Origin of the sequence: Paenibacillus sp. 7541 (assembly GCF_002276395.1) — a bacterium.
Lineage (GTDB): Bacteria > Bacillota > Bacilli > Paenibacillales > Paenibacillaceae > Paenibacillus_AQ > Paenibacillus_AQ campinasensis.
Genome location: NZ_NQLZ01000016.1, coordinates 16560 through 31192 on the forward strand (window position 1 = coordinate 16560; position 14633 = coordinate 31192).

The 14633-nt window shown below is 53.0% G+C and carries 12 protein-coding genes; 3 read left to right on the forward strand and 9 right to left on the reverse strand.

Features of this window, described 5'->3' with window-relative positions:
* Window positions 1–248 precede the first annotated feature (248 nt).
* Complete coding sequence (locus CHH75_RS10620; RefSeq protein ID WP_095264770.1) at window positions 249–1166, reverse strand: YitT family protein; 918 nt, start codon at window positions 1164–1166, stop codon at window positions 249–251.
* A 162-nt stretch (window positions 1167–1328) separates the two neighbouring features.
* Window positions 1329–2759: a cardiolipin synthase gene (cls, locus tag CHH75_RS10625; RefSeq protein WP_095264769.1), complete on the reverse strand. Its 1431-nt coding sequence runs from the start codon at window positions 2757–2759 to the stop codon at window positions 1329–1331.
* 304 nt (window positions 2760–3063) lie between these two features.
* On the opposite strand from cls, the gene CHH75_RS10630 reads away from it, so the two are divergent.
* Both CHH75_RS10630 and CHH75_RS10635 read left to right on the forward strand, forming a co-directional pair.
* Entirely contained in the window at window positions 3064–4035 is a 972-nt protein-coding gene (locus CHH75_RS10630; protein WP_095264768.1) for a M23 family metallopeptidase, read from the forward strand.
* 27 nt (window positions 4036–4062) lie between these two features.
* On the forward strand, window positions 4063–4482 hold the full coding sequence (locus CHH75_RS10635) for a bactofilin family protein (protein ID WP_095398120.1): 420 nt from the start codon (window positions 4063–4065) through the stop codon (window positions 4480–4482).
* A 125-nt stretch (window positions 4483–4607) separates the two neighbouring features.
* Here the strand turns inward: CHH75_RS10635 and CHH75_RS10640 are convergent, their stop codons facing one another.
* The 5 genes from CHH75_RS10640 to CHH75_RS10660 form a co-directional block, all read right to left on the reverse strand.
* The gene (locus tag CHH75_RS10640) at window positions 4608–5381 is read right to left on the reverse strand and encodes an ABC transporter permease (RefSeq protein WP_095398121.1); all 774 of its coding nucleotides are present in this window, start codon (window positions 5379–5381) and stop codon (window positions 4608–4610) included.
* On the reverse strand, window positions 5374–6285 hold the full coding sequence (locus CHH75_RS10645) for an ABC transporter ATP-binding protein (RefSeq protein WP_095398122.1): 912 nt from the start codon (window positions 6283–6285) through the stop codon (window positions 5374–5376). Before CHH75_RS10645 ends, CHH75_RS10640 begins: the two co-directional genes overlap by 8 nt.
* A 105-nt stretch (window positions 6286–6390) precedes the next feature.
* Complete coding sequence (locus tag CHH75_RS10650) at window positions 6391–6594, reverse strand: hypothetical protein (protein ID WP_095264764.1); 204 nt, start codon at window positions 6592–6594, stop codon at window positions 6391–6393.
* Between the two features lie 350 nt (window positions 6595–6944).
* Entirely contained in the window at window positions 6945–7895 is a 951-nt protein-coding gene (locus CHH75_RS10655) for an LCP family glycopolymer transferase (RefSeq protein WP_095398123.1), read from the reverse strand.
* Between the two features lie 306 nt (window positions 7896–8201).
* Window positions 8202–8570, reverse strand: coding sequence for a hypothetical protein (locus CHH75_RS10660; protein ID WP_141235828.1), 369 nt, complete (start codon window positions 8568–8570; stop codon window positions 8202–8204).
* 367 nt (window positions 8571–8937) lie between these two features.
* Here CHH75_RS10660 and CHH75_RS10665 point away from each other — a divergent pair, with 367 nt between their 5' ends.
* Window positions 8938–9306, forward strand: coding sequence for a helix-turn-helix domain-containing protein (locus tag CHH75_RS10665; protein WP_095264761.1), 369 nt, complete (start codon window positions 8938–8940; stop codon window positions 9304–9306).
* A gap of 115 nt (window positions 9307–9421) precedes the next feature.
* Here the strand turns inward: CHH75_RS10665 and CHH75_RS24830 are convergent, their stop codons facing one another.
* Together CHH75_RS24830 and gltB are read right to left on the reverse strand one after the other, a co-directional pair.
* Window positions 9422–9574, reverse strand: a complete 153-nt coding sequence (locus CHH75_RS24830) for a hypothetical protein (protein ID WP_176475524.1) — start codon at window positions 9572–9574, stop codon at window positions 9422–9424.
* 402 nt (window positions 9575–9976) lie between these two features.
* On the reverse strand, window positions 9977–14572 hold the full coding sequence (gltB, locus tag CHH75_RS10670) for a glutamate synthase large subunit (protein WP_095398125.1): 4596 nt from the start codon (window positions 14570–14572) through the stop codon (window positions 9977–9979).
* Window positions 14573–14633: the final 61 nt, after the last annotated feature.

Below are 14633 nucleotides of genomic sequence, written 5' to 3' on the forward strand. Positions count from 1 at the left end.
CTCCCCTTCTAATGCCAGTGCTGCAATCTATATTCCCCATCATAAACCAAACATATGTTCTGTTTCAAATGGAATTTTCAGCAAGCTTCCAGAAGGCCAAAAAAAAGACCGCCCGCAAGAACGCACCCGCATTCTCTTGGACAGCCTGTATCTATGACTACTATATCTATGACTACTATGTTCCGCTGATCCTCTATATCGTTCCGGTCCAGCCTGAGCGATGCGAAGTCCGGCCCGGCTCTTCCGGCCTAATGAATATCCTTCTTCTTGAAGCGCCCGCCCTTCACATCATGAATGTTCCCGACGGCCAGGAAAGCCTGGGAATCCCAATCCTCCACAATCGATTTCAGCTTCGCTTCCTCCAGCCGGGTAATGACTACGAAGATGACCTTTTTGCTGTCGCCGGTATAAGCGCCCTCTCCTTCAAGGTAAGTGACGCCGCGGCCCAGACGCTGGGTCAAGGCTTCGCCGATCTCCCTGTACTTGTCGCTGATGATCCAGACCGATTTGGACTGGTCGATGCCTTCAATCGTAATATCAATCAGCTTGAAAGCGAGGTAATAAGCGATCAGCGAGTACATCGCATGGTCCCAGCCGAAAACAAAGCCCGCGCTGCCCAGGATGAACACGTTGATGAACATCACAATTTCCCCGACCGAGAACGGCGTTCGCTTGTTGATCAGAATCGCCACGATTTCCGTACCATCCAGCGATCCGCCCGAGCGAATGACAAGCCCGACGCCCACGCCGAGAAATATGCCGCCGAAGACGGCCGCCAGCAGCGGATCAATCGTAAGCGGCTTGACCGGATGCAGAACGTACGTTGCGGTGGACATCACCAGCACGGCATACAGTGTGGACAAGGCAAATGTCTTGCCAATCTGTTTATACCCTATAAACAGAAATGGCAGATTGAACAAGGCGAGGAATATCCCGAGCGGAACGCCGGTAAAATGGGCAACCATAATCGATACCCCGGTGATCCCCCCATCAATAATTTTGTTGGGGACTAAGAAAATCTCCAGCCCTACAGCCATAAACAACGCACCGAAAGTCAAAAACACCAGACGGCGGAGAAGCCTTTTCGGGACCGCGCCCGCCTTCAGATTCTCCGGCTTCTGCTGCTCCTCTTCCTCATGCGCAAGAACCTTTACATGACTTGACATAAATTTCCCCCGTTCATTCTGAGGATCTGTGTTTCATATATTTATGAGCTGCAGCTATATATATATTTTAACATAAAATGATGAAACGCCATATACCGCAAGCGTGCACCTGCGCTGTGTCTGCCACCAACCGGAACTTATGATCACATAGATATCAGGCTGCTACAGCAGCGGAGACAGCATTCTGCACAGAATCTCCGCCGCTTTTTGCCTGCCTCCACGCTTATGGAAGGACTCCCACTCGATCGGGCGGCTGTTCCGCAGATCCTCTTCAAAATCGGCGACAAGATCGTCAATCGGGCGCTTGTTGAACATTACAGCCGTCAGCTCGAAATTGCAAAAAAAGCTGCGCATGTCCATATTCGCCGTGCCCACCGAGCCCAGAATCTCATCGACGATAATCACCTTGGCATGAATGAACCCTTTTTCATATTCGTAAAAGGACACGCCCGCAGCCATAAGCTCCTCCACATAAGACAGGCTGGCGAGCTTCACCAGGCGCGTGTCGGCTTTGTCCGGAATAATGATGCGGACATCGACCCCGCTCACGGCGGCCGTCTTGATCGCTTCATACACGCCTTCATCCGGGATGAAATAGGGACTGGTGATCCATATTCGCTCTTTAGCAACCGAGATGGCCCCAAAGCACATTTCCTGAATCGCGTTCCAGTTCTGATCCGGCCCGCTGCTCAAGATCTGAACCTGCTCTTCGCCTGTGCAGCCGTGCTCGGGGTACAGCAGCGGGTCCGCGATGCGTTCTCCGGACGCCAGCCGCCAGTCATGCAGAAACACATTTTGCAGAAAATAAACCGCATCCCCCTTCACTTCGAGATGCGTGTCACGCCAGTACCCCATCTTCGGATATTTGCCTAAATAGTCATCCCCGACATTAATGCCGCCGAGAAACCCGACGGTGCCGTCCACGATCACAATCTTGCGGTGATTGCGGTAATTGACGCGCCGACTGAACATCGACACCATCGCCGGAAGAAAGAAATAGAACTCCACCCCCGATTCCTGAAATCGCCGGATGAACGCTTTTTTCAGCTTATAGCTGCCGAGGCCATCGCAGATGAGACGAACCTTGACGCCCTCTTTCGCCTTACGGATCATCACATCCTGAAACTTGGTGCCAATCTTGTCATGTCTGAAAATATAAAATTCCACATGAATATGATCCTTCGCCTCTTCCATCGCCTTGAGCATCGCAGCATAGGTCTCCTCGCCATCGGTTAGCACGCGGGTCTCGTTGCAGCCGGTAATCGGGCTCTCAGACAAATGGTTCAGCAGGTTGAACAGCCGCAGATGCCCTCTGAATTCAGGATTGTTCATCTCCTCCGGCTTCTCGACCACCGTCACCCGCTTCCACAGATGCTCGCGAATTTCCCGAAATACTTTTGATCCTTTGTCGCGGAACTTGAACCGCTTCTGATAGTCCCTGGCGATAAAAAAGTAGAGCACGAAACCGAGAAACGGAAGACAAAATAAAATAAACAGCCATGCCACCGTCTTCGACGGATTGCGGAATTCCAGCAGCAGGACCGCTGCCATCTGTAAAACAAAAGCCATGAGTGCAAGCAGAAGCCACTGCATAGGGGCAGCCTCCTAACTAGTATGATAATCGCTAAAATTGGAATAATGCGAACAGCGAGTCCGTGCCGCTGCATCGGTATAATGCCCTGCACAGCAGGAGCAGCCTCAAGATTCATCATTGTCCATTCTTCCAGCTATTTATTCAATACATAACCAATAACCTGTCATGATGAATAAAAATAGGCTCGCCCTATTTTTTTGACATGTTCTCCGAGAAAGTAGAATACATAGAAGATAAGGAGTATGCTCGACCCGATCTGACGTATGGAAATCCCCTATTTTCCGAATCGAAAGGAGTGATGTCATGAAAACCGCGCAGCAAAAGGGACGCTTGACCCTCCTCGTTCTTCGGGATGCCCAGCATTCTGTCAAGCAGGTACAACTGTCCAAGCCGATGATGATCGCCGTGCCTGCCGCAGCTGTTCTGTCCATTGCCGGGCTGATCGTCTCCCTCCAGATCCAGTCCGCCCAGACCATTACACAGCTGGAGCAGCAGCTCGCGCTGAAGAGCCTTGAAGCGCTGCAGATGGAGGTTACCGTCACCGATAAGGACGCGGCCATCGAACGGCTGAACAAGGCCATCATCGAGCTGTCAGGCGAGGCCAAGGAGACCAGAGCCCAGATGGAGCGGGTTCAGCAGCTGGAGCAGGAGCTCCAGGAGTTCATCAAGGAAAACGGTACGTTCAAGGATGCAACGTCATCGGTCAGCATGGAGCAAGGGATGTTTGTCGGCGGGGAATTTATCGCGGTCCATGAGAATGAAATGCTCACGCTGGCCAGGGAAACCCGCGATGATTTTGCCGAGATTCAGGCGCTGATCTCCCGGATGGAATCCCACATTCCCCGCACGCTGGGTCAGGCGCTGGAGACCCAGGTCATGCTGGAAGGAACACCGTCACTGTGGCCCACGGTTTCCAAGAGGATCTCCTCCAGCTTCGGGTACCGCAGCGATCCCTTCACCGGCCGTTCCGCCTATCATGCCGGCATCGACATTGCCGGAAGTGTCGGCGATCCGATCTATGCGGCAGGCTCCGGCATAGTCACCGCCGCAGAGCGAAGCGGCGCCCGCGGGATCTACACCGTCATCGAGCATCCGAACGGCTTGGAAACGTGGTACATGCATTTGGACAGCCTTAACGTGTCTGTTGGCCAGCAGGTCCAGCAAGGCGACATCATCGGCAAGCTCGGCAATACCGGCCGCAGTACAGGACCACATCTTCATTTCCAGGTGGTCAAAAACAATCAAACCGTCGACCCGATGCCGTATCTGCAATGAAAATAAAAGTAAACAGGAGGAATCAACATGCGAAGAAACAGGAAAGCCAGACGTCAAGCGCTTCGAATGGACACACTCGTCGGTCCGGGAACGGAAATGGAGGGCTCCCTGCAGAGCAATGCCGACCTTCGGATCGACGGCAGCTTCAAGGGAACGATCGAAAGCCAAGGCAGCGTCACGATTGGCGAAAGCGCAGTCGCCCGCTCCAACATTACGGCTAACGAAGTCATCGTCGCTGGCATGGTCTATGGGGACATCACGGCGGAAACCAAGCTGACGATCACGCCGACCGGGAAAATGTTCGGCAATGTGGTGGCTTCCTCCCTGATCGTGATGGAAGGCGGCCAGCTTAACGGCGTCAGCCGCATGGAGGATCAGACGAACAGCGCCGCTCAGGAGAGCTCGGAGCTCAGCGTACTGCCTGTAAAGCATTCGGATGTGGGCTAAGGCAGTAATGAATGCCTCCATGATGCGCACTGGCCCGGCATTCACGATCATCCATACCCGCTTTCGCAGAAACAACAAAGGAGCCCCCTCGCATCTGGATGAGATGTATGGGAGCTCCTTTTGTATCATGTTGTAACATCCCTCTTGGTGAATACCCACCAGGATATGAGCAGGAACAGGATGGAATACCCTGCCAGGATCGCAATGGAGAACGCCAGGCTTGTCCCTCCTGGGCCTACCGGTGAATGGATATACACACTCAGATCGGTATGGAGCAGAAGAACATATTTCGCCCAGACATGCTTCTCCGGATTGAACAGCATGCCGAACAGATCCTTCGTAAACAGAATAAGCAGCGACAAGCCGATCGCCAGACTGCTGGAGCGAAACACGGTGGACAGCATGAAGGTGATCGTGGCAATGACCACAAGCTGAATGAGATCGGTCAGCACCAGCAGCATGGAATCCAGCATCCGCGACTGTTCGAAGCCGGCGCCCATCGCCTGGTTCCCACTGAATAACAGAGCTGATGAAACAATCCCGACAACAGACAATATGACAGTGCCCAGCAGTCCGAACAGCAGCATGGCAATATATTTGGAGAACAGGATTTTGCCCCGGCTCCAAGGCCGGATCAGCAGCAGCTTGATCGTTCCCCAGCTAAACTCTCCAGCGACCAGATCGGAAGCAATGACAACTGCAAATATGATGTTCAGCAAATAGGTGAAGCTTTCGGTCCACGTAAACACCGTCCACAGGTCCATATCGGCTCCGGTCAGATAGAGCAGGACCGGCATCGCCAAGCTGAACAGCGCCAGCAGGCCCAGCATGACCCATGTGCGCGGACGGCTGTAAATTTTCATATTCTCGTTCGCGACAAGACGGATGAAATTATTCAATCGCTTCCCCTCCTGTCACTTCCAGGAATTGATCCTCCAGCGAACGCGTAACAGGCATAATCCCGTATACGTTCACCCCTGCACTCACTAGCCGTGCATTCATCTCCGCCACCATGTCCGGGGTGCCGCGCACAACGACGCTGCTGCCCTGAACGGTCGGATCAGCGGATTGCAGCACCTCTGCCGCTCTTGCTGGATCGCTGACGATAAAGGCCGTATCCTCCGCTTCCGGCTCGCCGTGAGCGTTCCTCAGGGCGCGGACATCGACCAGTTTCCCCTGACTGATAATGCCCACCGTATCACACATCAGCTCCATCTCCGACAACAAATGGCTGGAGACAAACACCGTTGTCCCCTCCTCCTGCGCCAGCTTGCGCAGGTAGTCCCTCAGCTCGCGAATTCCTTGCGGATCAAGCCCGTTCGTCGGCTCATCCAGAATGAGCAGCCTCGGACGATGAAGAAGCGCCTGAGCCACGCCAAGCCGCTGACGCATGCCGAGCGAATAGGTCTGCACCTTATCATGGATTCGATTGCCCAGGCCGACAAGGTTGACAACCTCCGTTATCCGCTCCTCGGTAATGCCGGGCATCATGCGGGCATAGTGAATCAGATTTTTATAACCCGACATAAATTTATACATCTCGGGATTTTCAACGATGGCACCGATCTGGGCGGCAGCCTGTTCATAATGATGACGAATGCTCCGGCCCCCGATCGTAATATCCCCTTCGGTGATGGACATCAAACCGACCATCATCCGGATCGTGGTTGTCTTCCCGGCCCCGTTCGGCCCGAGAAAGCCGAATACCTGACCCTGAGGAATATCAAAGGTCAGGTTGTCCACGATCACCCTTGATGATATTTTCTTGGTGACTCCCATCAGTCTTACGAGCGGTTCCTGCATATTCAAGTTCTCCTTGTATGTGTTCTTCAGGCGTAACGCATCCATTACCTACTACAGATTAACCCAACTACGGTCACCATAATGATCCATCATTTCCTTATTATATCACAGTGGTTCTTGAAGCTGGACGTTGCCCTTACCCTGATGCTCCTCGCTGTCGCCGCCGGGCAGCCTGTTCTTTTGTTGACAAGCAACACAGATGCCCATTGGCGTATGATATCGATAGAATCCCGTCTTGAACACTTCCCCGCCCTCGGCCACCTTCACGATCCGCCTGCAGATCAGGCAGTACATTTTTATATCACTCATGTGGATAGTTCCTCTCTAGGGGAATCATAGTATTATTCAGGATACAAATTGTATCCTAACCTGAAATGTATTAAATTTATCCGGGATTGTCAACATAAATCGACATGGATTCTGCGCAGGTTGTCGTTATTTCGAACTGTTTGCCGGGCGACGCCAGCGGCAGCCGCAGTCAAAACCGCAGCGACCATCCCGCATGCGGCACCTGAGCGACACGCAAAAAAGCATCCATGCTCGCTGTCTAAGCGACTATGGATGCGCAAGTGTTCATTCCATGATATATTGTCTGCTTCCCTGTAAATAGCACAGATTATCTTTGATCGTATTAGTTTGGTTTGCTGGTTAGTTTTCCTTTACTCACCGCTGTTCATATGACTGTACAATCGGGACTGGATTTGCTCCTGCTCCTGCTGGTTGACGATGTAATACCAGATCCCATTGATTCTTTGGCCATGCCCCTGGATTTCAACCTGTTCAATCTGCCGGAGCTTCTGGCGATAATCCGACACGAGAATCTTCATCTCGTCAAAGGATATATTCGTCTTCACACTGCCTTTAATATCATCGAGAATCTGCTCCAGCTTCCAGGCCGTTGATACATTCATCGCCTTGTGCATGATCGCCTTAATAATTTCCTGCTGCCTTGAATTTCGGCCGAGATCGCCTCTCGGGTCCTCAAAACGCATCCGTGAAAAAGCCAGCGCCATCTCACCGGTCAGCGTCACTTCACCCTTGCCAAAATGAAAGCCGGCATAATCAAACTCCATGTCGTTATGTACAGTCACGCCGCCCAGCGTATCAATGATATCCGCGAAGCCTTCCATATCCACCTTGATATAATAATCGACCGGCACCTTTAAGAAATGCTCCACCGTCTGAATGGACATATCCACCCCGCCGAAGGCATAGGCATGATTGATTTTGTCTACTGTGCCCCGGCCGACGATATCTGTCCGTGTATCGCGAGGAATATTAAAGATCAATACGGAGCCCTTGTCCGGATCAACCGCCATGAATATCATCGCATCCGACCGCCCGCTGTCCGATGGCCTTTCATCCACCCCGAGGATCAGCACGGTAAACGGCGTCGCCTTGCGGGTAATTTTCGGTGCAGCGCTCGGTGCATTGCTCCCCTTCATGTCTTGCACCTGGACGCCCTCCGGAAGCATCTGTGGACGCGGTCGTTCTTCATAGATCTCGTTCACCGTGGATTTGATGGATAAATAGACGTAGGTCATGTAGCTGGAAGGTAGTACGAGCAGTGCGATGAGCGTTCCGATGATCCACTTGGTTCTTTTCGTCATGGATGGCTGCCCTCCATAGTTAGTCACGCTTATTCACGTCTGGTTATACATGAGATGATCGATGGTGCCCTATGCACGGCATCGGTCTAGGTCGTTGGAAATGAGAGTGAAGGCATTGCGGGTTCGAATCGGGGTGTCGTTTGGCGCATTCGGTGCAAGAACCGTCCCCTGCCTCGCCGCCGGATTCACGTCCGGGAGCAGGCGGCCGATGCCGATGAGCCACGAAAGGACCTGTGTATTTAAGGTAAAAGAACTAATGACCGCACTTCTTAAATATAGTAAAATGGCTTTAGCAACTTCATATTTTCACTGGATGATATATTTATTGCTGTGTGGGTACGGCAATCGTCCCTGCCCGCAGTCCGTAATCATCCGGTTGAGCATGCCCGTTATCCTTGACTTCTGGTCTTGGTCTGCGTATATTTCGGCATGATAAAGATAGGAGCTCATGAAAGGCTCCTCTGTTACAATGCGTCCTGCTACGCTAATTTGATCGGTTCCATCATTAATTTCATACCCCAGCTTCACGTTAGGAGTAATCGGAATCGGCCATCGGCACAGGAAAACCAGCCTCTCGGGATGAAGCTCGAGCGGGGTTACAGCATGTAGTTCTCCTTGAATGTTCAAGCTGCCGATTTTGAGTATCCGAACTCCAACTCGAATGAGGTGGCTCATTTCATTTGACATAGGATTATCCGGTTCGCTCCTTTAATCCAATGAAATTCTGGTATGAGACATGAATTCCAAGGATAAAATGATACTATATGTCACTATTTGGCATATCCAAGATACGTATTGTATCGTTTTATTTTCCAATTTTACGATACATATTGTATCCAGTCAAGTCCTTATATGCGTTTTTATATTTCTTTACAAGCATGGCTCGCTTATTGTATTTTCGGATAGGTCCACATCCGATGGCCCTATAGCAGGACAATAACGGAACGCATGAAGAGAACCGATTTGAGGCAATCCATGGAAGTCATTTTTACATTGAACCATAAATAATAACAGCATCCTAGATTCGAAGGGGGGATCCATAATGAACTACGGAGAACGAATCTCAGAGTTACGTGAACGACGCGGCTGGACCCAGGAGGAGCTTGCCAATTCGGTAGGCATTACTCGGGCGGCGCTGTCTCATTACGAAAAAAACCGGCGCAAGCCGGATTTTGATACCTTGACCCGTCTTGCTGACCGGTTTAACGTGTCGATTGATTATTTGATCGGGCGGACAACCGAGGAGAAAGCGGTGCTGGATTCGGCAGCCAGAGATTTTGTTGATGATCTTGAGCTCTCCGATGAGGATATTCTGCAGCGTTTCAATCTGACGGTAGACGGGCGCAAGCTGACGGAGGAAGAAGCCAGACGCTTTATTGCTTTCGTTCGGATGGAACGTTCCATGAAATAAGATGCTGATGCCTTTTCAGCATAAGATGAACCACAACAAATCCCCGGAAGCCAGGAGTCAGAGCATGTCTCCTGGACATTCCGGGGATCTTTGTGTTGACGAGCCGGTATGCAGCTTATTTTTTATATGTCTCCTCGTATTGCCGCCATTTGTCGGGATGGATTCCCAATTGAATCATGAGCTCCAGGATGTCCAGACTCACCTTTTGCTCATCCGGCTGCTGCTCGCCACCGACAGAGCTTCTCTCCTTATCCATACTCATCTTCATTCTTCCCCCGCTTGTCCACTGATTTCCTATCCATCCCTGCCGCTATGTATCGTTGTTGATTCCAGTCCTTGAACCTGTATTCCTGAAATGAACCGCCGCCCTTTAGCCTGCAAACTTACTTATCAATATTATAACGAAGGTGCTTGTTTTATGTTGTCGTCTGATGGAAATGCCGTTCCATGATTGGGGTTCTATTTTTGTCGAATAGGTTTGTTGCAAAAAATCAATTTCCCGTAAAATTCATATTTTCGTACGTTAACATCGGGACGATAAGAAAAAAACACACTGCATTCTTAGTCGAAATGCAGTGTGTTTTTCACATTTATGAAAGCAACTCCGCTGCGGATTAAACAGCCGCAAAGGCGGGAATCGCCTTTATTGCTTGATATTTCAGGTTACCGCTTAGCTTCCGGCCCGGGCCAATTCCTTCATGTTGGCTTCGAATGCAGCCAGCAGCGCGGCGTCTCCGGATAGTCCTTGAGCATGAACTTTCTCGATCTGCTGAATCATCCGCTTGTAGTCCTTCGGAATGACCCGAACGAAGCGATGGAGCGCCTGATCCCAGTCAGCAAGAACCTGCTGCGCCGGCACGCTGTCCGTATAGATGGAATGCTGCTGAATCATCCGGAACAGTTGATCCGCTTCCTTCTGATCCTCCACGCGCTCAAGCAACACCATCTCCAGATTGCAGCGGCTGACAAAGCTGCCTTCCGGATCATAGACATAAGCGATGCCACCGGACATCCCTGCGGCAAAGTTCCGTCCCGTCTCGCCCAGAACAACGACGCGGCCGCCTGTCATGTATTCACAGCCGTGATCGCCGACACCCTCGACCACAATGTTCGCTCCGGAGTTCCGTACCGCAAAGCGCTCGCCCGCGATGCCGCGAACGTAAGCTTCCCCGCCGGTTGCTCCATAGAAGGCGGTATTGCCTGCGATGATGTTCTCCTCAGCCTTGAATGTTGCCTTCGGCGAAGGCTTCACGATCAATTTGCCGCCGGACAATCCTTTGCCGATGTAGTCATTGGCGTCCCCTTCAACGGTCAGCGTCATGCCTTTCGGTACGAACGCACCGAAGCTCTGCCCTGCCGAACCGACAAAGGTAAACCGAATGGTATCTTCAGGCAGACCTGGCGCACCATACTTGCGGGTGACTTCGCTGCCGAGAATCGTGCCAACGGCGCGATCCACATTCGTAATCGGGAATGTTCCCTCTACCGGTGTGCCCGATTCAAGGGCAGGCTCGGCTGCCTTCAGCAGCTGACGCATATCCAGCGTCTGTTCAAGCCCGTGACTTTGTTTTTTCGTACGATAACGTGTGCTGCCTTCCGGAAGCTCCGGCGTGTACAGGAGCGCAGAGATATCCACGCCTTTTTTCTTCCAGTGGGAATCGGCTTTCACCGCGTCCAGGCAGTCTGTGCGCCCGATCATTTCGTCTACCGTGCGGAAGCCCAGCTGCGCCATCTGCTCGCGCATATCCTCAGCGACAAAACGCATAAAGTTAACGACATGTTCCGGGTCGCCGGTAAAGTTCTTCCGCAGCTCCGGATTCTGGGTTGCTACCCCGACTGGGCAGGTGTCCATTTGGCAGACCCGCATCATAATGCAGCCGATAGCCACCAGCGGCGCGGTCGAGAAGCCATACTCCTCGGCTCCGAGCAGAGCAGCGACGACGAGGTCGCGGCCGTTCAGCATTTTTCCATCGGTTTCCAGAACGACACGGTCCCGCAAGTTGTTCATCATGAGCGTCTGGTGTGTCTCGGCCAGCCCCAGTTCCCAAGGCATGCCGGCATGCCGAATCGAGCCCTGCGGCGATGCCCCGGTTCCGCCATCGTAACCGCTGATCAGAATGATGTCTGCACGGCCTTTCGCCACCCCTGCGGCGATCGTGCCGACACCGACCTCAGACACCAGCTTCACGTTAATATCTGCACGAGGGTTGGCGTTCTTCAGGTCATAAATGAGCTCTGCCAAATCCTCGATGGAATAAATATCATGGTGTGGAGGCGGCGAGATCAGACCCACGCCTGGCGTAGAGCCGCGAACCTCAGCGACCCAAGGATACACTTTGCGTCCCGGCAGCTGTCCGCCTTCACCGGGCTTAGCCCCTTGCGCCATCTTGATCTGAATTTCATCCGCATTCACCAAATAGTTCGAAGTTACCCCGAAACGGCCGGATGCAACCTGCTTGATCGCGCTGCGGCGGGAATCGCCATTAGCATCCGGCACGAAGCGTGCCGGGTCTTCCCCGCCCTCACCGGTGTTGCTCTTGCCGCCGATGCGGTTCATCCCGATCGCCAGGCTCTCGTGAGCCTCCTTGCTGATGGAACCGAAAGACATCGCTCCTGTCTTGAAGCGGCGCATAATCGACTCCACCGGCTCCACTTCCTCAAGCGGCACCGGCTCTCCTGCAGGCTTGATCTTGAGCAGGGAACGCAGTGTCAGGTGCTGCTCGTTCTCGCCTTGTACGAGCTCGGCATATTTCTTATACGTTTCATAATCGCCTGTGCGAACCGCCTGCTGGAGCAGATGGATCGTTCTCGGGTTGAACAGATGCTCTTCCCCGTCTGCTCTCCACTGGTATTCGCCGGCAGAGTCCAGCGCTTTGTCTTTCCCGTCCTTGTCAGTAAAGGCGCGTTCATGATGCGCAAGCGTCTCCTGCGCGATCTCTTCCAGGCCGATTCCGCCAATACGGGACGGTGTGCGTGTGAAGTATTGCTCGATAAAATCTTCCTTCAGGCCGACAGCCTCGAAGATCTGGGCACCGCGATAAGACTGGATGGTGGAAATGCCCATCTTGGACAACACCTTCACCACGCCTTTGCTGGCTGCCTTGATATAGTTCTTCACAGCCTTCTCATGCGAGATGCCACGCAGCATGCCTTCCTGGATCATATCATCCAGCGTCTCGAACGCAAGATACGGGTTCACCGCGCTCACGCCATAACCGAGCAGCAGCGCATAATGATGAACTTCCCGCGGTTCGCCGGACTCCAGAAGAATCGCGACCTTCGTCCGCGTTCCCTGGCGGATCAGATGATGATGCAGCGCCGACACGGCCAGCAGCGACGGAATCGCCGCATTCTCTTTATCCACGCCGCGGTCAGACAGAATCAGGATGTTATGGCCTTTGGCGATGACGCGATCGGCCGCCTCACACAAGCCGGTAATCGCCTTGCGCAGCCCCTCTGCCCCTTCCGCTGCCGGGAAGAAGATCGGAATGGTCATCGACTTGAAGCCCGGACGATGAATATGGCGCAGCTTCGCAAATTCCTCGTTGGACAGCACCGGCGTATCCAGACGGATATGGCGGCAGCTTTCCGGCTCCGGCTTCAGCAGGTTCCGCTCCGGCCCAATCGTCGTAGCGGTGGAGGTGACAAGCTCCTCCCGGATCGCATCGATCGGCGGATTCGTTACCTGGGCAAACATCTGCTTGAAGTAGTTGAACAAGCGCTGCGGACGTTCGGACAGCACCGCAAGCGGGGCATCGTAGCCCATCGAAGCCACAGCCTCGGCACCTGTCAGCGCCATCGGCTCCATCACTTTGCGCAGCTCTTCAAACGTATACCCGAACGATTGCTGCAGCTGACGAACATTCTCATGCTTCGGATCCGGAAGCTCCGGCGCCTCAGGCAGCTCGTCAAGCTCCACCAGATGCTCGTTCAGCCATGTTTTGTAAGGATGCTCAGACGCGATCGCAGCTTTCACCTCTTCATCGGAGATGATGCGGCCTTCCTTCGTGTCAACGAGCAGCATGCGTCCCGGACGCAGGCGATCCTTGTACAGCACATTCTCCGGTGCAACATCCAGCACACCGGCTTCGGACGAGAGAATGATCAGATCGTCCTTCGTTACATAGTAACGCGATGGACGAAGACCATTGCGGTCTAGCGTCGCGGCGATTTGGATACCGTCCGTAAACGCCATCGCTGCAGGTCCGTCCCACGGCTCCATCAGCGTGCTGTGGTACTCGTAGAACGCTTTTTTCGTTTCGTCCATGCTCTCATGGTTATTCCAAGGCTCAGGGACCATCATCATCGCTACATGCGGCAGCGAGCGTCCGCTGAGATACAAAAATTCAAAGGTGTTGTCAAACATCCCGGTATCGGAAGCGTCCGGAGTAATGATCGGCTTGATATTCTCAAGGTCGCTGCCGAACAGCTCATGCTCAAACAGCGACTGACGCGCATGCATCCAGTTCACGTTCCCGCGCAGCGTATTGATCTCGCCATTGTGGATCATGAACCGGTACGGGTGGGCACGCTCCCAGCTCGGGAATGTGTTCGTACTGAAACGGGAGTGGATGAGCGCAATCGCAGATTCGAAACGCTCTTCCTGAAGATCAAGGTAAAACTGTCCCACCTGTTCGGTGGTGAGCATCCCCTTGTACACGATTTTCCGGCACGACAGGCTGGATACATAGAAGCTGTCGCCTTCCGGCTTGCCGCTGTAGCGGATCGCAAGCTCAGCGCGTCTGCGGATCACATACAGCTTGCGCTCGAACGCCAGATCATCCTTGATGTCTTCACTCCGTCCGATAAAGACTTGACGCACGTACGGCTTTGCCGCTTTCGCGGTCTTGCCCAGCATTTCATCATTGGTCGGAACGTCACGGAATCCTAGCAGTGTCTGCCCTTCCTCGGCAATAATGGATGCAAGCAAATCTTCATGGGCTGCACGCACCTGAGGATCATGGGAGAGGAACAGCATGCCCGCTCCGTATTGACCGGCAGCCGGCAGTTCAAAGCCCAGTTTTCTCGCCTCTTCTGCAAAGAAAGCATGCGGAATTTGTATCATGATGCCCGCTCCGTCGCCGGAGTTCGGCTCGCTTCCCTGGCCGCCGCGATGCTCCATGTTCGCCAGCATCGTCAGCGCACTGCTGACGATTTCGTGGGAAGGCTTGCCTTTGATGTGGGCAACAAAGCCCATGCCGCACGCATCTTTTTCAAACTGAGGATCATAGAGGCCCTGCTTCTGTGGGAAATCAGTATGTTTCATAAGATGCAACCTTTCTTTATAAGATTATAAAAATACATTGGTATAACGGAAGATAGGTTTG

Coding starts and splice junctions, on each gene's coding strand:
- CHH75_RS10620 (WP_095264770.1), bottom strand. CDS start 1,166: ATGTCAAGTCATGTAAAGGTTCTTGCGCATGAGGAAGAGGAGCAGCAG.
- cls (WP_095264769.1), bottom strand. CDS start 2,759: ATGCAGTGGCTTCTGCTTGCACTCATGGCTTTTGTTTTACAGATGGCA.
- CHH75_RS10630 (WP_095264768.1), top strand. CDS start 3,064: ATGAAAACCGCGCAGCAAAAGGGACGCTTGACCCTCCTCGTTCTTCGG.
- CHH75_RS10635 (WP_095398120.1), top strand. CDS start 4,063: ATGCGAAGAAACAGGAAAGCCAGACGTCAAGCGCTTCGAATGGACACA.
- CHH75_RS10645 (WP_095398122.1), bottom strand. CDS start 6,285: ATGCAGGAACCGCTCGTAAGACTGATGGGAGTCACCAAGAAAATATCA.
- CHH75_RS10650 (WP_095264764.1), bottom strand. CDS start 6,594: ATGAGTGATATAAAAATGTACTGCCTGATCTGCAGGCGGATCGTGAAG.
- CHH75_RS10655 (WP_095398123.1), bottom strand. CDS start 7,895: ATGACGAAAAGAACCAAGTGGATCATCGGAACGCTCATCGCACTGCTC.
- CHH75_RS10660 (WP_141235828.1), bottom strand. CDS start 8,570: ATGAGCCACCTCATTCGAGTTGGAGTTCGGATACTCAAAATCGGCAGC.
- CHH75_RS10665 (WP_095264761.1), top strand. CDS start 8,938: ATGAACTACGGAGAACGAATCTCAGAGTTACGTGAACGACGCGGCTGG.
- CHH75_RS24830 (WP_176475524.1), bottom strand. CDS start 9,574: ATGAAGATGAGTATGGATAAGGAGAGAAGCTCTGTCGGTGGCGAGCAG.
- gltB (WP_095398125.1), bottom strand. CDS start 14,572: ATGAAACATACTGATTTCCCACAGAAGCAGGGCCTCTATGATCCTCAG.